12 protein-coding genes are annotated in these 19,227 nt (G+C 61.9%); 6 read left to right on the top strand and 6 right to left on the bottom strand.

The genetic code is table 11. The features are described 5' to 3' along the window. Nucleotides 1-36 precede the first annotated feature (36 nt). Entirely contained in the window at nucleotides 37-1,536 is a 1,500-nt protein-coding gene (locus ABD687_RS04160) for a glycosyltransferase family 2 protein (protein WP_310293284.1), read from the top strand. A gap of 107 nt (nucleotides 1,537-1,643) precedes the next feature. Here the strand turns inward: ABD687_RS04160 and ABD687_RS04155 are convergent, their stop codons facing one another. Then, the gene (locus ABD687_RS04155) at nucleotides 1,644-2,462 is read right to left on the bottom strand and encodes a serine hydrolase domain-containing protein (protein ID WP_310293285.1); all 819 of its coding nucleotides are present in this window, start codon (nucleotides 2,460-2,462) and stop codon (nucleotides 1,644-1,646) included. Nucleotides 2,463-2,598: 136 nt separating this feature from the next. On the opposite strand from ABD687_RS04155, the gene smc reads away from it, so the two are divergent. Continuing rightward, complete coding sequence (smc, locus tag ABD687_RS04150; protein WP_310293287.1) at nucleotides 2,599-6,183, top strand: chromosome segregation protein SMC; 3,585 nt, start codon at nucleotides 2,599-2,601, stop codon at nucleotides 6,181-6,183. Between the two features lie 69 nt (nucleotides 6,184-6,252). Here smc and ABD687_RS04145 read toward each other — a convergent pair whose 3' ends face one another. Beyond that, nucleotides 6,253-7,572, bottom strand: coding sequence for an MFS transporter (locus ABD687_RS04145; RefSeq protein ID WP_310293289.1), 1,320 nt, complete (start codon nucleotides 7,570-7,572; stop codon nucleotides 6,253-6,255). 36 nt (nucleotides 7,573-7,608) lie between these two features. On the opposite strand from ABD687_RS04145, the gene ftsY reads away from it, so the two are divergent. From ftsY to ABD687_RS04130, 3 genes are all read left to right on the top strand, one after another. Beyond that, entirely contained in the window at nucleotides 7,609-8,805 is a 1,197-nt protein-coding gene (ftsY, locus tag ABD687_RS04140) for a signal recognition particle-docking protein FtsY (protein ID WP_310293290.1), read from the top strand. Between the two features lie 248 nt (nucleotides 8,806-9,053). After that, entirely contained in the window at nucleotides 9,054-10,385 is a 1,332-nt protein-coding gene (locus ABD687_RS04135) for an ammonium transporter (RefSeq protein WP_310293292.1), read from the top strand. Further along, the gene (locus ABD687_RS04130) at nucleotides 10,382-10,720 is read left to right on the top strand and encodes a P-II family nitrogen regulator (RefSeq protein ID WP_264269762.1); all 339 of its coding nucleotides are present in this window, start codon (nucleotides 10,382-10,384) and stop codon (nucleotides 10,718-10,720) included. Before ABD687_RS04135 ends, ABD687_RS04130 begins: the two co-directional genes overlap by 4 nt. Before the next feature lie 158 nt (nucleotides 10,721-10,878). Here ABD687_RS04130 and ABD687_RS04125 read toward each other — a convergent pair whose 3' ends face one another. The 4 genes from ABD687_RS04125 to ABD687_RS04110 form a co-directional block, all read right to left on the bottom strand. After that, nucleotides 10,879-13,221, bottom strand: a complete 2,343-nt coding sequence (locus ABD687_RS04125; protein WP_310293294.1) for a cell wall-binding repeat-containing protein — start codon at nucleotides 13,219-13,221, stop codon at nucleotides 10,879-10,881. Nucleotides 13,222-13,554: 333 nt separating this feature from the next. Next, entirely contained in the window at nucleotides 13,555-15,006 is a 1,452-nt protein-coding gene (locus ABD687_RS04120) for a glycosyltransferase family 2 protein (protein WP_310293295.1), read from the bottom strand. An 81-nt stretch (nucleotides 15,007-15,087) separates the two neighbouring features. Further along, nucleotides 15,088-16,353 carry a CDP-glycerol glycerophosphotransferase family protein gene (locus ABD687_RS04115; RefSeq protein WP_310293297.1) on the bottom strand — a complete coding sequence of 422 codons (1,266 nt, stop codon included), beginning with the start codon at nucleotides 16,351-16,353 and terminating at the stop codon, nucleotides 15,088-15,090. A gap of 217 nt (nucleotides 16,354-16,570) precedes the next feature. Beyond that, nucleotides 16,571-18,292 carry a glycosyltransferase gene (locus ABD687_RS04110; protein WP_310293298.1) on the bottom strand — a complete coding sequence of 574 codons (1,722 nt, stop codon included), beginning with the start codon at nucleotides 18,290-18,292 and terminating at the stop codon, nucleotides 16,571-16,573. Nucleotides 18,293-18,699: 407 nt separating this feature from the next. Here ABD687_RS04110 and ABD687_RS04105 point away from each other — a divergent pair, with 407 nt between their 5' ends. Further along, entirely contained in the window at nucleotides 18,700-19,212 is a 513-nt protein-coding gene (locus ABD687_RS04105; RefSeq protein ID WP_310293300.1) for a hypothetical protein, read from the top strand. The last annotated feature ends 15 nt before the right edge of the window (nucleotides 19,213-19,227 follow it).

The raw sequence follows: 19,227 nt of genomic DNA, 5'->3' as shown, positions 1-19,227 counted from the left end.
AATGTTTGGGACTTATTGAAAACTAAGGGGGTCCCGATGGGACTGCGGTCAAAATTGGGAATAGGTAAAAAGAAAAGCACGGATGGTTTGCTGGCGGGAGTCGGTCCAGTTTCGGAGAGTTCGTCACCTATGTCATTTTCTGCTGCCCAGAAGCCAGGGGATTTCGATAACGGCGCGTCCTCCCCGCGCTCGGTGTCGGTCATCATCCCGGTTTACAACGCGATGCCGTATCTGACGGAACTCCTGAACTCCCTCGAAGCGCAAGACTTGGCTTCAACCGACTTTGACGTGATCGCCGTGGACGATGGATCCACCGACTTCAGCGGCGAGATTCTTGACGTGTATGCAGCCAGGAATGCGAACTTCCGAGTAATACACCAGGAGAACAGCGGCTGGCCAGGCAAGCCACGAAACGTGGGCATCGAGGCCAGTCGATCCGAATTCGTCTTTTTCTGCGATGCGGATGACCACCTTGGACCGGAAGCATTGCGTCGAATGGTGGACTTTGCCCGGGCACATTCCTCGGATGTTGTCGTTCCCAAAATGATTGGTGTAGGTGGGCGACGAGTGCAGGCTTCGCTGTTCACGAAGACCGTCGAAGACGTACCCCTACGCACAATCTTGCGCTCCCTGTCGCCCCAAAAACTCGTTCGACGGTCGCTGTTGCTGGAGAACAACATCAGGTTTCATGAAGAGAAAGTTCGTTTGGAAGACGGAATCGTCATGTCTGCCTGCTATCTCAAGGCTCGCAAGACTTCAATTCTTGCCGACTATGACTACTACTTCATTCGGACCCGGACAGTCGGAACGAATATCAGTAGTGCACCGATAGAACCCGCAGGCTACGTTCGTTCACTCACCGAGATTTCGAAGAATTTGCTTGATGGCGTCCAGGATAGGGACCTCGCGGACTTGCTCGTGCTCGACCTGTTCAGGCGAAAGGGACTGCGGTTCTATGAGCCTGCCAGGTTCCTCGCGATGGCTCCCCGCGTGCAAAAGCAGTGGGTCGTATCCCATGCGGCTTTCATCGATCGTTTTCTTCCGGCGGAGTCACAGCAGAAACTCGACGACGCGGACAGGGAACTGACAGCGCTTATCCACCAGCAAGACCTCGACGCGATCTTGGCAACCGTCAAAAAGCGAGAGTCCGTCAATGGTCCGATGGAGACCGTTGAAGCAAGAGCCAGTGGCGATGGCGTTAGTTTCCGGCTCTCCAGCCTAGCGCCGTTGAGCAGTGCCGACCTGGTGCTGAAAAACCGTACAGGGACCAAGCAAAAAACGTTCGACGTAGGGGTTGATGGGTCGGCAGTGGATTCCGGTAGGAACCTGCACACCGTTTCGATCAGCGCTGACGACTTGAAGGCTTTTGGGAAAGAGATCATCGATGTCTGGACGGTCGCCCGCGATGCCGCCGGTCAGGAAGGAGCCCCGGCACGGACAACTTGTCCGGCAGGAGTCGCCCTCCCGCCGCCACTGCCGGGCATCCGCGTTTACGCCACGGTCCACGGCAGCCTGAGCTTGGACCTCCGGAAATAGACCGAAAACACTGGTGAGTCCTCAGCTGGCGGTTTCGTGGATACGCTTCATCGCATTCACGAAACCGCCCGTTAAGTCGCCGGGGGAGCCGTTCGACTGTCGACCCTTCAGCTGCCCATGACTTCTCTGACTACTTCGTCGTTGAACGGCGTCCATGCCTCGACCGCCCATGGGCCAAAGGGTTTGTCGGTCAAAGTCACACAGGCCGCACCCAGTACCGGGTCGACCCAAAGGAACGTTCCAGCCTGACCAAAGTGTCCGTAGGTTTCCGGCGAGTTCAGCGTGCCGGTCCAGTGCGGGGACTTCTCCGACCGGATTTCAAAACCCAGTCCCCAGGTGTTGTTCTTTTGCCGTCCGTAGCCCGGGAGGATCCCGGGAAGCTCCGGGAAAACTACGTGAGTTGCCTGGGAGTGGGTTTGCACGTCCAACAGTGTCGGGTCCTGCAATTCGGCCGCGAACGTCATGAGATCGCCCAGGGTCGAGACGCCGTCCGCTGCGGCGCTGCCGTCCAGGGACGTGGAGTCCATGCCGAGCGGTTGCAGGACGGCTTCGCGAAGGTAGTCGGTGAATCTCATGTCGGTGGCTTTCTCCAACGTCTCGGCCAAGACCTCAAAGCCGGCATTCGAATACAGGCGCCGGTCACCAGGGGTAAAGCGCACCTTGCGTTCGGCAAAATCGTAACCGGAGGTGTGGGCCAGGAGATGCTTGACGGTGGAGCCTTCGGGGCCGGCAGGCGTGTCGAGCTCAAAAGCTCCCTCCTCCACCGCGACCAGAAATGCGTAGGTACTGAGCAGCTTGGTGACCGAGGCAAGTGCAAAGCGGTGCCCAACATCGCCGTGTGATCCCAGGACTGCGCCGTCAGCGGCAACCACTGCCGAAGCCGCCTGTGTCGAAGGCCATGAATCGATGGCCGTAAGACTCTTCAAAGGGTCTTCTCCTAGCATTCTTGATGAAAATACCTGTATGCCGGGCTTGACCTACGCTCTTGAGCCAACCTGACTCGATAGTATGGAAGGCAGCCCTCCGACCACTTTAGCCACCAATTAGCCAGGACGCTCCCACGTGCATTTGAAAACACTCACCGTTCGCGGATTCAAGTCGTTTGCCTCGGCAACGACCTTTGAATTCGAACCGGGTGTCACCGCCGTGGTCGGCCCCAATGGTTCGGGCAAGTCAAACGTTGTCGATGCACTTGCCTGGGTCATGGGGGAGCAGGGCGCCAAGACCCTGCGTGGCGGCAAGATGGAGGATGTCATCTTCGCCGGCACCTCCGGCCGCGCGCCGCTGGGCCGCGCCCACGTCTCCCTGACGATCGACAACAGCGACGGTGCGCTGCCCATCGAATACGCCGAAGTCACCATTTCCAGGACCCTGTTCAGGGCGGGAGGCTCCGAATACGCCATCAACGGCAATTCCTGCAGGCTACTGGATATCCAGGAACTCCTCTCGGACTCCGGCCTGGGACGGGAAATGCACGTGATCGTCGGCCAAGGACAGCTTGACCGAATCCTGCATGCCACGCCCGAGGACCGCAGGGGCTTCATCGAGGAAGCCGCCGGTGTGCTCAAGCACCGTCGGCGCAAGGAAAAGACCGTACGGAAACTTGACGCCATGCAGGGCAACCTGAACCGGCTCGAAGACCTCACCAGCGAGATCCGCCGCCAGCTCACACCCCTTGGCAAACAGGCCAAGATCGCCCGTCGCGCCCAGAGCGTCCAGTTCGACGTGCGTGATGCCAAGTCCAGGCTCCTGGCCGATGACCTGGTGACCTTACGCGGCACACTGGAAAAGGACATCGCCGACGAAGAGTCACAGCGGGCAGCCCAGCAAGTGGTCCAGGCCCGGCTCGAAGAAGCCCGGGCTGAGCTCACCAAGCTTGAAGTCGCGGCCGCCCACGCCACCCCCGCCCTCAATAAGGCGCGGGACCTCTGGTTTGGCTTGACCTCCACGCGGGAACGCTTCAGGTCCCTGGGTGCCCTGTCAGCGGAACGCTCCCGCCTGCTCGGAACCGACGGCATTGACGTCGACCCGAGCCGTGATCCAGACCGGCTCGAAGCACAGGCCGAGCGACTGCGCGAAGAGCTGGAGGCACTCGAGGAAAACCTCGAGATGCGCCAGGACCTGCTGGAGGAAGCCCTCGAGGCCAAATCGCAGGCCGAGAAAGCAGCACATGCCGAACAACAGCGCCTGACCAGCGAATTGCGGGTGGCAGCGGACCGCAGGGAAGGGCTTGCGCGGCTCGCCGGGCAAGTGGGCGCCTCCCGCAGCAAGGTCGAAGCGGCAGAAGGTGAATTGGGCAGGTTGCGCGATTCGCTTCAGGGCTGGTCAGCGCGTCGCGAGGGTACCGCCAACGAGTTTGCCGCCCTCGAGCAACAGGCGGCATCCGTCCAGGACGGAGAGGAAGACCTCGATACGGCCTACGAACATGCTGCCGACCGCCACGAGGCGCTGGTAGCCCAGATGGATACCCAACGCCGGACTGAACAAGAACTTGCCACGCAATTGGGTTCCCTGCGCGGAAGGCTTGAGGCACTGCGCGAAGGTGCCGTCCGCAAGGATGCCTCGGAAGACATCCTGGCCGGCGGACATGAAGGCCTGCTGGGTCGGCTGTCGGAACACCTGGAAGTCGAGACGGGCTATGAGATTGCCGTTGCGGCCGCCTTGGGCCCGATTGCCGAAGCCATTGCCGTCCAGGAACTGGACCACGCCCTGGAGATCCTGGGCGGGCTGCGCGCATCAGAGGGAGGACGTGTCCATCTGGTCAGTGGAAATCTTGACGCCTCTGCCCACGGCATATCGCCTGTGTCTTCGGGGAAGCATGTATTGGACGTCATCAGTGCACCCGAAGCATTGCGCGGCACGTTGGCACACCTGTTGGGAACCACGGTGGTCGCCACGGACCTTGCCGAGGCGAAGCATTTGTTGTCGCAGGATGCAGGTACCCGCGCAGTGACACTGGCCGGAGACATTCTCACTGCGGGTTCCGCCAGTGGCGGCACTACTGCCGCCCCTTCGCTGATAGAACAGAATGCGGCCATCGCCGAAACCGAAGCAGAACTGGCTCTGATTGAGGAACGCCTTGGCTCCTTGCGCCTGGAGGCAGCTGACCTTACCGCCGGGCTCATGGCCGCCGAGGAGGCCGCAGACACGGCATTGAGCCGTTTGCACGATTCGGATGCGAGGATCTCTGCCGTAGCCCAGCGGATGGAGCACCTGGGATCGCTGCTCCGGCAGGGCCAGGACGATCGCGAGCGCCTCGAACAGCAGATTGCCGTTGCCCAGGAAAAGCTGGAAGTCGAGCAGGAGAGGCTCGCCGAACTCATCGAGCGCCTGGACATGGCCCAGGAGTCGCCGCAGGACGATGAACCCGAGACCGACCAGCGCGATGAACTGGCGGCTGCCGCCTCAAGCGCGCGGCAAAAGGAACTGGATGCCCGTCTGGCCCTGCGCAGCGCGGAGGAGCGTGCCAACGGGCTGCGCGGTCGGGTCGAGTCCCTGAAACGTGCGGCGGAAACCGAACGCCGGGCACGTGCCGAGGCGCGACGCCGGGCCGAGATCCGCCGCAGGCAGGCCGCCGCTGCCCGCGAGGTCTCGGCCAAGGTCGAACGCGTCGTTTCGTTCATGGACATATCGATCGAGCTGGCCGACAGGGAGCGGGAAGAATTCCAGGCCCGGCGCGAGGAACTGGAAGCCGAACTTTCCCTCGTGCGCGGACGCGTCGACAAGCTGGGCCATGAGTTGGCGGAGCTGACGAATTCGGTCCACCGCGACGAGATGGCACGGGCGGAACAGCGCATGCGCATCGAGACGCTGGAAAACCGGTCCATCGAGGAACTCGGATTGACCAGCGAGCACCTCATTGAGAACTTCGGTCCGCACCTGCCGGTTCCGCAGCCCGCTGCCGAGGACGACAAATGGGCTGCCCTGCGCGCTGAAGTGGATGACGAGGGCAACGCCATACCCGAAGGAATCCCGTTTGACCGGGTCGAGCAGGAAAAAAGGCTGAAAAGGGCCGAACGGGATCTTGCTGCGTTGGGCAGGGTTAATCCGCTGGCGCTGGAAGAGTTCGATGCGCTTGAGGAGAGGCACAAGTTCCTGACCTCGCAACTGGAGGACCTGCGGAAGAGCCGCAAGGACCTGCTCGATATCATCAAGGACGTCGACGAGCGCGTGGAGCGTGCCTTCACGGAGGCCTACAACGACACCGCGGCACAGTTCGAGCGGGTCTTTGGGAGATTGTTCCCCGGGGGAGAAGGGCGCTTGGTCCTCACGGATCCGGAGAACATGCTGACCACCGGCATTGAAGTGGAAGCCCGTCCCGCCGGGAAGAAGATCAAGCGGCTTTCCTTGCTCTCCGGTGGCGAGCGGTCGTTGACGGCCGTCGCACTGTTGGTGGCGATCTTCAAGGCTCGTCCGTCACCCTTCTACGTCATGGATGAAGTGGAAGCCGCGCTGGACGACACCAACCTGGGTCGCCTGATCACCATCTTTGAGGAGCTGCGCGAATCCAGCCAACTCATCGTGATCACGCACCAAAAGCGCACCATGGAAGTGGCGGACGCGCTCTACGGCGTCACCATGCGTGGAGACGGCGTTTCCATGGTGATCAGTCAGCGCATCGAACGCCAGGATGCACAAAGCGCCTAAGGCAGCGTTCCCGCTGCTCGTCGCCCCCTGGGGTTCGGGGAGCTTCCCTTCCGATGTGGGCTGGCAGCGCTATTGCCTGTCGTCGAGGCCATCCCGGAAAGGGCCGGGCTCGCTTATCGCCCTTGAGGAATCGGTGGCAGCAGCCGGACGCTTTTCCTTCACCGGCAACCACGCGATGACCCCCATCAGACCCAGGGCGCCACTGACGGTGAATGCCCACCCGAAGCCTGCCCGGTCGGCGATCAAACCAGCCAGGATCGGACCGATGATGGAGCCGAAGTCGGTTGCCATCTGGAAGGTGGCCATGACCTTTCCGCCGTTGCGGCCCTGGCCGACCACGTCGGCGATGGCTGCCTGCTGGGCCGGGCCCATCAGCCCGGTCCCGAGGCCTCCGATGACCGACAAGGCGATGAAGAGGGGAATGGTGTCGACCCAGCCGATCGCGGCAGTGGCCAGCGAGGCAACGGTCAGCCCGACCAGGATCGGCAGGCGGCGGCCGTAGGTGTCGGTGAGCCTGCCCGCCACAGTGAGGGCAGCACCGTTGCCCACGGCGAAGATCGCCAGCGCCAGGCCGGCGAGCAGAGTGCCCTGCGAGGCGAAGGCCGCAACGGCAAAGAGCGGAATCAAGGACATCCGCACGCCGAAGGCCATCCAGCCATTGGTGAAGCCGGAAACCAAAGCAGCCTTGAAGGACGCCGCACCCCAGGCCTCGGAGAGGGGTATGCGGTCCACAGTCGGAGCCGCCTTTTCCGCAGCCGTCTTCATGGTAGCGCGGCGCGAGTGGGACAGAGAGAAATAGACGATGGAGGCCGCCACTACTAGCGCCCCGCCGTAGATGAAGAAGGGAATCCGGAACCCCATGCCGGCGGCAAGGGAACCGAGCACCGGACCTGCCACGTTCCCGAGCAGGAACGAGCCTGAATACAGCCCGGCGATGCGTCCGCGGATTTGCGGCGGCGACATGCGGGCAATCAACGCCATCGCCGAGACCGTGAACATGGTCGAGCCCAGTCCACCCAGCCCGCGGAAAATGAGCAGCTGCGTGTAGGACTGGGCAAAGCCACAGAGAATGGTCGAGGCGGCAACGATGAGGACACCGGTGACGTACACGGTCGGTTCGCCGAGCCAATCGGTCAACTTTCCGCTGACTGGGGCAAAGATCAATCGGGCAAAGGCAAAAATGCTGACAATGACGCTGGCTGCGGCAACGCCGACATTAAAGCTCGTTGCGAATTGGGGCAGGATCGGTGCAATGAGGCCGAATCCGAGGGCGACGACAAAGGCGGCCGCGACAAGCACGCGGATTTCACGGGGAACCGACGGCAACTTTTCGGAACCGGCATTAACCGGCTTTTCCGGGAAGTTGGGGGTCGAGGCATTCTTAGACATAAGTAAGACAAGTTTAGTCTGTGAGAAGCTTGGACGGTGTCAGAACAACTTAACTTGATCATTGTCCTCGTTGCAGTGGTTGCCGTCATCGGTATCGGTGCTGCCTTCTTCCTTGTCCGGGGCCGCAAGGCGCCCAAGGGAACGTACACCGGTCCGCGAGACGCCAACGACCCAGCGCCCACGCTCACCACGGACGCGCCGTCCACCGAAGCCCCCGAAGTGGTGGCCCCGACTGAAACCGCGGAAGCCCCGGCAACGGATGTTGTCGACGAAACCGTCGGCAAGGTCGTCGTCCCCGTCGATGTACCCGAGCCCGTCCAGGGACGGCTGGCACGCCTCCGGGCTCGCCTGTCCAAGTCAAACAACGTCCTGGGCAAGGGTCTGCTGGCCCTGTTGAGCCAGGACAAGATTGACGAAGACGTCTGGGACGAAATCGAAGAGACCCTGCTCCTGGCTGACTTGGGGACCGAACCCACCCTCGAATTGGTTGATGCCCTGCGCGAGCGCGTCAAGGTGGAAGGAAGCCGGGATCCCCAGCGCGTCCACGACATGTTGCGTGAAGAACTCATCAAGCTGGTCGACCCGAGCATGGACCGCAGCTTCATCCCGGTTCGCCATGCTGACCGTCCAAATGTGATCATGGTCGTTGGCGTCAACGGCGTTGGCAAGACCACCACGATCGGCAAGATGGCACGCGTGCTGGTTGCCGAGAACAAGGACGTCATCCTTGGTGCCGCCGACACCTTCCGTGCCGCCGCCGCCGAGCAGCTTGCAACCTGGGGAGACCGCGTAGGCGTCCCCACGGTCAAGTCCGATGTCGATGGCGCCGACCCGGCTTCCGTAGCCTTCGAGGCAGTAAAGGCCGGCATCGAGCAGGAAGTCGACATCGTCATGATCGACACCGCGGGCCGCCTCCAGAACAAGGTCGGCCTGATGGACGAACTTGGGAAGATCAAACGCGTCATCGAGAAGAAGGCCACCGTCGACGAAGTTCTCCTGGTTCTCGACGCCACCACCGGCCAGAACGGCCTGAACCAGGCCAAGGTCTTCTCCGAGGTTGTCAATGTCACCGGCATCGTCCTGACGAAGCTGGATGGCACCGCCAAGGGCGGCATCGTTGTTGCCATCCAGCGCCAGCTCGGTGTCCCGGTGAAGCTGGTCGGCCTGGGCGAGGGCCCCGACGACTTGGCGCCATTCGATGCTGCGGCATTCGTCGACGCACTGCTCGACTGACCCGGCAGCGGGGTTCTTGACCAGCTAACTGCCTCAAAGGCGGCCACGGATTTTTTCTTCCGTGGCCGCCTTTGCCATGCGGACAAGGTTTCGGAAACATCGCCGAAATGAGTGCGACACCGGCCTTTTACCTCCGGGGGGAATCGGTAACCACCGCGAAATGCTTGGCCGTGCCGGACGTAACACCGAGAGGGGATTCTTGAATACAGGCGAGAAAGACTCGCAAGCGATTCAGGGAGGCGTTAGACATGGAGCTAACAACGACTCAGGTATGGATGATGGTGTGCGCCGCACTCGTCCTGCTGATGACCCCGGCACTGGCATTCTTCTACGGTGGAATGACCCGGGCCAAAAGCGTGCTGAACATGATGATGATGAGCTTCTCGGCCATCGCCCTCGTGACCGTGGTGTGGGTACTCTGGGGCAACTCCATGGCAGGTGGCGGAGCAAACGTGGGCGGCTTGTTTGGAAACCCGGCAGACGGTTTCGGGATGGGATCAATGCTCGGCACCGATGGCTTCATCGCCGCCGGTTACGGAGCGACCTTCGCGATCATCACCGTCGCCCTGATTTCCGGGGCCGTGGCGGACCGAGCCAAATTCAGCGCTTGGTTGGTCTTCGTCCCGGTCTGGGTGACCCTCGTCTACGCTCCCATCGCCTTCTGGATCTGGGGTGGCGGAATCCTGGGATCCGAGGGAGCCATTGGCTCCGTGGTCGGTGAGGCCATTGACTTCGCCGGTGGCACCGTAGTCCACATCAACGCCGGTGTCGCAGGCCTGATCCTCGCGCTCATCCTCGGCAAGCGCCGCGGCTTCGGGAAGGACCCGAGCCAGCGCCCGCACAACATCCCCTTCGTCATGCTCGGTGCCGCCCTGCTCTGGTTCGGCTGGTTCGGATTCAACGGCGGCGCAGCAAGCACCGCCGAAGAGGCCGGCTTGATTTGGGTCAACACCCTCGCTGCGCCCTCCGCCGCCCTCCTGGGCTGGATCCTGGTTGAACGCTTCCGCGACGGACACAGCACCTCCCTGGGTGCAGCATCGGGCATCGTTGCAGGCCTGGTGGCCATCACCCCGGCCTGCGCCAACATCAGCCCCGTCGCGGCCATTGGCCTGGGTCTCATCGCCGGCGTTGCCTCCGCCCTGGCAGTTGGCTTGAAGTACCGCTGGGGCTACGACGACTCCCTGGACGTCGTCGGCGTGCACCTGGTATCCGGGATCATCGGCACCCTCGCCCTGGGCTTCATCGCACTTCCCGTCGACGGGATCGGCGGCGGCCTGTTCTACGGCGGCGGATTCGCCCAGCTCTGGGCCCAAGTCGTTGCCTGTGTCGTGGTCATGGTCTTCACCGCCGTCATGACAACCATCATCGGCCTGGCCATCCACAGGATCATGGGCTTCCGCATCAGCACCGAGGAGGAAATCGCCGGCATCGACCTGATGCAGCACGCCGAAACCGGCTACGAGTTCGGCGGCCTGGGCACCGGTGGAACCTTCGTTCCCCACCCGGCCACCTCGGCACACCTGAAGTCCTCTGCAACCGAAAAGGATGCGGCCCGAGCCAAGGAAGAGGTCAGCGCATGAAACTCGTGACAGCCATCATCCGACCCGAAAAGACCGACGAGATCCGTCAAGCACTGGAAAACTACGGAGTCCAGGGCATGACCATCAGCCAAGCCAGCGGCTACGGCCGGCAGCGCGGACACACCCAGGTCTATCGCGGAGCCGAATACACGGTCGACCTGTTGCCCAAGGTGCGCCTTGAAGTCCTGGTGGAGGAGAGCACCTGTGACGACATCCTGGACGTCCTGATCTCCACCGCAAACACCGGCAGCGCCGGAGACGGGAAGATCTGGGTCACGAACGTCGAGGAAGTGATCCGGGTCCGTACCGGAGAACGCGGCATGGCAGCCGTCTAAAAAATCCATCAGCGGGATCGATGCCCACCGAAAAGCCCCAACCACATGGTTGGGGCTTTTTGTGGATGTCGGGCGGGATCAGAACCTCGAGCCGATCGAGATCCAAGACCGCTTGTGGCTTTCAGCCGGAGGAAGCGGTGCGTGGTTCCCGTTGGCTATCAGCAGACGTTGGGCTGGCCGTTTGTCCGGTAGGCGACCGTTGAGTCAAGTGCCACCGGTCCGCCGAGCAGGATATTGGTCCAGCCCTTCATGGATACCAGGGCGTCGGACACCGAGGCGGGCAGGCACGACTTCCGCGCCAGCAGCAACGGCGCCCCGTTGTAGCCTGCTGCAACGGCCCCGGTCAGCCCGTCAGGGAAGTCCGAGCCGGTGGCGATGAATTGGCGCTGCGAGCCGCCGGACCAGAATGCCTTGGCGATCATCGCGCTGGTGTCGTAGCGGTTGCTGCCCCCATAGCGCACCACCGTTGCATTTGGCACCGCCTTGCGTAGTTGCGTCTCTGCGGCGGCGGAGATGGCAACGGGGCCTCCGGCCAGGTACACCCGGCTCGGATTCAAGCGCTTGAGCTCGTTCAGGGTGCTCGTCGGGATGAAGGATTGCCGGGTGAGCAGCATGGGGGACTTGCGCCCGGCCGCGACGGCTGCCATGGACAGGGCATCCTCAAATCCCTGACCGGTGACCACGAAAGCGGTTGAAGCGGAGCTCCAGTTCCCGGAGATCTTCGCGCTAGTGTCATAGCGGTTGCTGCCATAGACCCTGGTGACCGGCGCATAGGCCTTGAGCTTCGCGACGGTTGCATCACTCACGGCGATCGGGCCTCCGAGCACCAAGATGTTCTTGGGGCGAAGTCGCTGCAGCTCGGTGGCCACGGCCGCCGGCAGCACATCCTTCCGCGTCAGCAACAGTGGCGCGTTCTTCAAGGTGGCCAGCGGGGAGCCGGCCAGGGCATCGGGGAAGTTCTCGCCCGAGGCGACGACAACTGTCGCTGCGGTGGATGGGAAAGTGCGCTTTGAAATGGCCACGGGGGTCTCGTACCGGTTGGCCCCGGAGAGCCTGACCGGAGCAAGGCGTGTTGGCCACACATCGGCGTTGCCCAGATAGTCGGTGATCATCCGGTACGGGGTGGAGCGCGTGTTGCGCGCGAAGTCGCGCAGCGAGGTCAGGTCGCCGTTCCACACATTCGCGTCCACGTTCTTGTCCGAGCCGATCAAATCGGCGTTGGAGGAGTACTGCCAGACGTTGAACGTCGTCCAGCCTTCTGGCAGCTCGCGCGGGTTCTTGGGGACTTCGGCGGTGGGGAACAGCGAAACGTGCAACGGCCAGCCCTTGAAGGCGGTGGAGTCGCCGGTGCAGTCATCCCACCAGGACTGGGCGGTATAGATCATCGGCAGGCGCCCCGTCGCGGCCTTGACGGTGTTGCCAAAATCCGTGATCCAGGCAACCATCTGACTCGGCGTCATGCCGTAACAAGCATCGCCCTTGCCCGCGCCGTAAGCATCGGCGGTGTAAGGGTTCCACTCAATGTCCAGCAATGGCGGGAGGGTCTTGCCGTCTGCGGACCAGCCGCCGCCGTTGGCGAGGAATTGCTTTGCCTGGGTGGCACCCGAAGAGTGGGCCGGCATGGCGAAGTGGTACGCACCGCGCATGAATCCTTGATTGAAGGAACCGGAGTAGTTTTGCCCGAACTTGGGATCCTTGAAGAGCGTGGTCGGCCAGGACTGGGTTGCCTTGATGTAGGCGAATCGGGCACCCTTGCCCCAAGCGTGTGACCAATTTACGTCGCCTTGGTGATGGGAAACATCAACGCCAAGTACGCCCGGGGGACGCCAGGTGCGCAGATCCGCCAGCGAGGTGGGCATGGCGATTCCGGCCAATGAAGCCTCGAATGCCGCTGCGGTGTCGGTGGTCCGTGAGGCGCTGTCGACGTTGAAGGAACTTACGGCTTCGGGTGTCGTTCCGGTGGCCGGTGGGCTCGCCTCCTCGGACGGGCCGGGCACTGCTGCGTCGTCGTTCGACGGTTCGGGGGCCGATTCGGCCAGCTCCTGGGTGGCGCTTGCCAAGGACTCTAGTTCCTCCAGCGTTGGGGCCTTGGCGTCTCCGGATTCCTCGATGCGTCGCTGGCCCTGTCCGAGCTGGGCATCCAGCGCCTCGATTCCCACGGCCGTGAGCGCCTGATCGGACAACTCGATGCGTTCAGTTGCCGTGAGCTTGCCGCCGGACTTGAGCTCGGTTCGGATTTCCTTGGCGGCGATGGTGGCCGCGCCGGTATCGACTTCCGTGAGGGCGGGGGTTTTCGTGGCAGGCTTGAGGGCCGAGTCCAATAGGGCGGCGGCACCGGAGCCCGGGGGTGGCTGTTGAACAGAATCGGTGGCGGCAGCTCCGAGTGTAGTGTCGACAACGGGTGCCGCGGCGGCCGTGCCGGCCAGCGCAAGGGGTGCGACCAGCGATGCCGCGAGAGATAGTGTGAACAAACGAGACAGTGGCAACCGGAATTCCGGCATGGGTGGTCCTTGGGGTTGGGGGCAGGCTGCTTGGTGGTCAGTCTACAAAGCCCGGCACTTTCCCCGTGGGAAGCTCGCCGCATGGGTCGTCTTTCGCCGGGTGACCTCTGACTCAAGCGATGTCACCCCGCTGGATATGAGGACTGCGCGGGAGCACTCCTTGTCGCCACCTGTATCCCAGGGCGGCCCGTTGCGGACGGTTCTGTTCGTTCCTCATGGGAGTGGAACGAACGAAGGCAGACTTGCCCCGGCGCCATCAAGCGACGACCCGCCCAGAGAACGCCGGTATGGGGCCCAATGGTTCGGCGGAGATTCGGAAGTCGGCGCCTGAGGTCAGCGGCGCCGATCGATGCTGAGATTTCCATTGACCGTTGCGTAGAAGCGAGTGCCACCCAGTTCAAGGGGCAGGCCGGTGTCCGGCGCGGCAACGCGACGCAGAGGGCCCTGAAGCCCGTCGATTTCCAATCGCACAAAAAAGTCCGCCACGAAGTTCTCCAGGCTTTCAAGCTTATGGACCGGATCGTCCAGGACGTATTCATGGCCATCGTGCCGGAGGAGATGTGAATGGATGGTTTCGGGTGCCCGGCCCTTGATCACCAAAGTGACAGATTCGAAGTCCGCATCGGGCGCCAACCAAAATCGAAGTCCGAGCGGGTCCGGGTCAGACGGGGCTGCCCGGCAATTCGCATTCAATTGTTGTTCGGTCGCGGCGAGCCGCAGCAACCCGGCCGCATCTTGACGTCGAACCAGGCGGGATCGCTGCAGGAAGGGGAATCCCAAATCCGTTTCAAGGGTTTCGGGAATATTGTCCCGGATGAATGGTGCATGTGCCTTGACCCAGCGCTTCCGCCGCCGGGGCGACATGGCCGGGTAGCGCACGGGGTCGTAGAAGCGAAGCGCCTTGCGCCGGTAGAGATCCAGCACCAATTGATCCGCGAATGAGGGATCAGGGTGCATTTCCTTGATGATCCTGGCAATTTTCGACACCGACGAGGTATAGCCTTCGGGGTTGGCCCGTCCGCTACTGATGTTGCTGCCGTTCAATCGGGTGCGGATGAAGTAGTAGTCATAGTCGGCGAGGATTGAGTTGCGGCTGGAGGCCAAGTAGCACCGAGTGAGCATCATGCCGTCTTCGAGTCTGATCTTGCCTTCGGGGAACCGGATTCCGTGCTCCTCAAGGAGGCTGCGCCGGATCATTTTCTGCGGGGAGAGGGTGCCAAGGATCGTTCGCAGAGGCGCATCGATGAGTGTGGAAGTAAAAAGACTGTTCGCGACGTTGCGCCCGCCGATGCCGACCAACTTGGGTGCCAACACATCAACCTGGTGGGCATCGGCGAAATCAACCATCCTGCGCAGTGCTTCCGGACCCAACATGTCGTCGGAGTCGCAGAAGAATACGTAGTCGGACCGGCCTGCGTCGATCCCGACGTTGCGTGGTTTTCCAGGCCAGCCGCTGTTGCGCTGGTGAATGACACGCATATTGGGCAGCCGTGTCACATAGGAATCCAACAGCTTGCCACCGCCGTCAGTGGAACCGTCGTCCACGGCGATCACCTCAAACATATCCGGTGCCAAGTCTTGCGCCGCCAAGGACTCCAACAGCTCCCTCAGGTACGGCATCGAATTGAACACGGGGACGATGACCGCGACTCGCGCAGTGTGCGCACTGGGGCTGGGCCCGGAGTCGGACTCCCGGATCCGCAGCTGGCCGAGCCTGACGCTGATCCTTGAAGTCAACTTGGCCAGCCTGCGATGCAGGGATCTCCGAGCCGTCGTGATGGCCATTCTCGCCCTTTCTCCGATGCTCATTGATGTGCCGGTCAAGCGCCTCCGCGCGGCTGGCGGATATTCCGCAGCTTGTTTCGCTTAGCCGACTTCCCCGGAGTCTACGGGTTGTCCATGGAACTCGTAACCACGCATCGCCACTGCGCGGTCATTGATGAGCTTGCCGATGGCTTCGATGAACGAAATTGTCGAGGATCCTCGCTCCCGATCGCCGAAATAGTAGCTCCGCATCTGGAGCCGTTGCTCGGCACTGGAGGATTCGAGCAACGACTCCAAACCGGGCAAGATCTCTTCCCGGGTTGTTTCGCTGATGACGGGGCAGGCACGGCTGACAGGTACTTCGCGGTTGAGCTTTTCGAGGTCGTCTCGCCGGTCTGTAAGAATCAGCGGCTTTTCCGGGTGCAGGTACAGGTAGTCAAGGCCCACACTCGATACGTCCGTAATCAATCCGTCAACGTCATTGAAGAGAGCCAGGATGTTCTCTTTCTCCGTTATCAGGTGCTGGCCGCCGGCAGCAATCTGCTCTTCGAGGATCTCCCTGATTCGCGCGTGTGCGGCGGCGATCGCCGGGTTCGAGGATGTGGTGATTCGTGGATGCGGCTTGTAGATGACCCGCGTATTGGGCAACGCGACCAGCCTCTCGATGATGGCCTCACCGAAGACATCCATGGAGGTGTAGTTGTTTGCGTCGTTTTCGCCCTCCCATGTAGGCGCGTACATGATGGTGCGGCCATGGAACGCTGGTAGCTCGGCTACGAAATGGGTATCCAGTTGGGGCCTGCCGACGCTGGTCAGCCGGTCCAGATCGAAGTCCAGAAGGACTGTCCGGTGCCTCTCGATGGCGGCGGGACCGGCAACAAAGATCTTGTCGTAGGCCTTGGCTTGGTTGGAGACCATGGAGAGCTTGTCGCTTTCGCCATGGTTGATATGGACATGTACCGGCCTGGCTGCGCTCAAGGACTGGAAATTCGCCACACCATTGTTGACGTACAAGCAGAGTTTAAAGTTGTTGAATTCGTAGAAGTTGACCAAATCGTCAAGACGCCGGACGAAAATTTTCGGCAATCCGGTCAGCTTGCGAAAGTGCCGCAACGTGGGAACCTTGCGAAACACCAAGACCACGCGATGGGTTTCGTGGAGTTTTTCCAAGGTGGGCAGCCACTGTTCGAGCTGATAGGCCTTGTTCACGACGTCGCTGAAATAAACCACCACATCGGCGGCCACAGGTATTTGGTCGAGTTCGTGGTTGGCGACCGGAGCGCTGCCCAGCCCCAGCCACCGACGCGTCTTGACCCCGTGTGTGGAGCTAATTGCGGCTCTGAGTTGTTGGCCCAGCCAAGCTTTCACTAACATCAACTACTTTCGTGATTTTCGTGCTCGTGCGCCAAGAGACGCGCTTGCCCGGTACCCGGGCGATGATTGCAATTCTTCTGTCAAAAACGCTGTCACGCCAAAATGTGCAAAGCATGATCGCGCCCTTAACGGACCCTAGACGGCGGCATTGTGCTGAGCGAATACGGCATTCGTGTTCTCGAAGGACTCAACATGGCGGATGGCGGGCAGTCTACTTGAGGCTGAGGTTGCCGTAGACGGTGAAGTAAGGCGTCGTCTGCATCGATGGGCTTGCCCCCAACCGAATTGTGCGAGTCATTGAGCCGATGCCAAGAACTAGATTGAGGTCCAAGGCATCTCCGGCGGGTTGTTGCGCCCGTAGGTCGGCGGGCAACCTAAAGTGGAAGACGCTGTCGTCGCCATGGTGGGGTTGAATCTCAATTCCGTTGCCGTCCGGAATGCCGCGCTGTCTGCTTTGCAGGCAGAGTCTGCTGAGATTTGCCTCTCCGATCTCGACATACACTTCAAGGTCCATGTCGCCGTCCGGATGGAATCTGATGCCCGCAATCCGCACGTTGGCAGCGGTCAAGGCGTCACGGCCGGCCCTGTTGGCCCTGGCCGTGTCGAGGGCTTCCATCCACTTCCCGAAAATTACGTCGCTTCGGAAATGTACCGAGTCATTGAATCCCTGGGTGGACATCGCTTCACATAACGAGTCATCCGTCAACAGGCTCGTCACCGCCTGGACCGCCGTCTCCTGCTCTCCAAAGGGAACCAGGAATCCATTGCGTCGGTTTTCGATCACGTCCCTGGGGCCGAAATCAACATCGTAGGCAACCGGCACGCAACCGTGCGCCTGCGCCTCGAGGATAGCCAGCGACTGGCCCTCGAATTTGCTGCAAAGCAACAGGACACGGGCTCGGTGGAGTCGTTGGCCGACGTCATTGACGTGGCCGTGGAATGTGATGAGATCCTCGGCACCGAGCTGGCGCACCTTGGCCTCCAGCTCGGGACGCTGGTCCCCGTCACCCACCAGATCCAGGTGTATCGGGACCCCTGCCGTGGCGACCTTCTTGGCGATTTCCAATAACTCGCCGATGTTCTTACCCTTGGTGAAACGACCGACATGGATCACCGAGTTGGGCTTGCGGTCTCCAAATGCCGGCAGCGTCCGCGGGCCGTCCACCGGATTGCTGATCACGAAGGTGTTCGACGTTTCCCCGAAGCGCTGCACGAACGCGGTCCGCTGGGATTCGGTCAGGAAGGTGATTCCGTCCCAGGCGTCGCGGTTCTGGATGATCTTTTGGTGGGTGGCGGAGAGTTTTCCCGTCAGGGCGTCCTTCCCCGGACTCACGTGGGTGCTATGGAAATTCACGATTTTCACCGCTTCGGGGTGCTTCCACGACCAGAGGAACCCGGCCGAGTATTTGCTGTCAACCACAACGTCCGCGTGTGCCAAGTCAACCAGTTCGGTGAGGAAGCGGCGGTAGAGTTTGGCTGCACTGGTGAACGTGGCGGTGACGTAGCCGTCAGGGTCAACAAGTTGCAACGTCCGAGAGCTCTCTTGGGCGGCGTCTTCAGCGGGCGTCGTCGAATCAACCAGGTAGACCGTCCCGTCGATGCGATGGTATTCACGCAGTGCGCCGGTGTCACGGCCCGGCATTCGGTAATCGACGTGGAAAAGCGAACCATCGTCTGAGCGATGCGTCCTGGCACCCTCCACCCATTCGGCCGCGCGGGGGCGGGACGGCACCTGCCTGTCTGTGCGCGCCGGCGAATTGCCGGCGTAAAAGTCATGGAGATTGAGCAGCGGGACATCCGGATTGAGCCTGCCGGCCTCGACCAGGCTGGAGCGGAGTGCCCCCAGTTCGGGGATGGCATCGAAGGTCACCACGGCGCTGGGAATCCCGCGTTCGTGGAACAAACCCGCACGTTTGAGGCACATGGCCGTCATCCCGCCAAAGCCCTCCTGGATTGACCACGTGACCATGAGAACCGGTCGGCTTGAGTGCCGGGCATCTGCGGGCCGGCCTTGAAGCCAGTCTGAGAAGTCGGTCCCGGAATCATGTCGCATGGAAAAGCGCTCCTTCGTTGGTGCCTTCGGGGCGGAATGGTGATGGGGCTACCCTAACCCGCGAGCCTTCGGGCTTCCTTCAAAACTGCGCCGTTGTCCGGGATTGTGTCGCCACCATGGGTGCCGACGCATCACGCGCGTGAACCCGTCTCAGCGCTGCCTTCGCCGACCTGAGGGCAATCGCCCGTTCCACACCCGGGAATCCTAAAGGGGTAGTGTGTTGGACAAATGAGATATTCGACATGCCATCGGGCCGACCGCGGAAAGAACGAATCGGAGTCAACGACGTGAAATTGCATTCCAGGAAGCTGCTGCTGAAACTGGCCTGGGGAACTGCCGTGGTGCTGGTGGCGGTTCACGTGGGAAACCTGATGCTGTTGGGAAGCCGGCTCCCCGAAGCACTGGGTAGCCACTGGAACCTGGGTGGAACCGCCGATGCCGCCGGGAGCTTGCCGCAGACCGTGTGGGGCGGGGTTGCGGCGATTGTGGTGCTGTGCGGGCTGGCGACGCTGGGACTGTTGCCGCCCAGCCGGGGCAAGCAGGAAGCGGGACCGCTGCTCCTGGGCGTGTGCACCGGCGGCGCCGTGGTTGCCACCGGAATGATGCTGGCAGGCACCCTGGGGCAGCTCGACAGCGCCTCCGGCGTCGGCTCGCCGATGCACCTGCCCACATCGATCGGCGCCCTGGTGGCCGGTGCGGCCTGGGGGATCGGCAGCGCGATGCTGCTGAACGCATCGGCCCCCGATGCCCCGAGGCCGGCACGCAGGGACTCGGCGACGGGAGCCGGTCCAGGGAACTGAAATACCCGTCGGTTC

Origin of the sequence: Paeniglutamicibacter sulfureus (assembly GCF_039535115.1) — a bacterium.
Classification (GTDB): Bacteria; Actinomycetota; Actinomycetes; order Actinomycetales; family Micrococcaceae; genus Paeniglutamicibacter; species Paeniglutamicibacter sulfureus.
The sequence above is the reverse complement of the archived record's forward strand: the minus strand, read 5'-3'. Positions and strand labels throughout refer to the sequence as shown.

Coding starts and splice junctions, on each gene's coding strand:
- ABD687_RS04130 (WP_264269762.1), top strand. CDS start 10,382: ATGAAACTCGTGACAGCCATCATCCGACCCGAAAAGACCGACGAGATC.
- ABD687_RS04135 (WP_310293292.1), top strand. CDS start 9,054: ATGGAGCTAACAACGACTCAGGTATGGATGATGGTGTGCGCCGCACTC.
- ABD687_RS04125 (WP_310293294.1), bottom strand. CDS start 13,221: ATGCCGGAATTCCGGTTGCCACTGTCTCGTTTGTTCACACTATCTCTC.
- ABD687_RS04110 (WP_310293298.1), bottom strand. CDS start 18,292: ATGACGGCCATGTGCCTCAAACGTGCGGGTTTGTTCCACGAACGCGGG.
- ABD687_RS04160 (WP_310293284.1), top strand. CDS start 37: ATGGGACTGCGGTCAAAATTGGGAATAGGTAAAAAGAAAAGCACGGAT.
- ABD687_RS04120 (WP_310293295.1), bottom strand. CDS start 15,006: ATGGCCATCACGACGGCTCGGAGATCCCTGCATCGCAGGCTGGCCAAG.
- ABD687_RS04145 (WP_310293289.1), bottom strand. CDS start 7,572: ATGTCTAAGAATGCCTCGACCCCCAACTTCCCGGAAAAGCCGGTTAAT.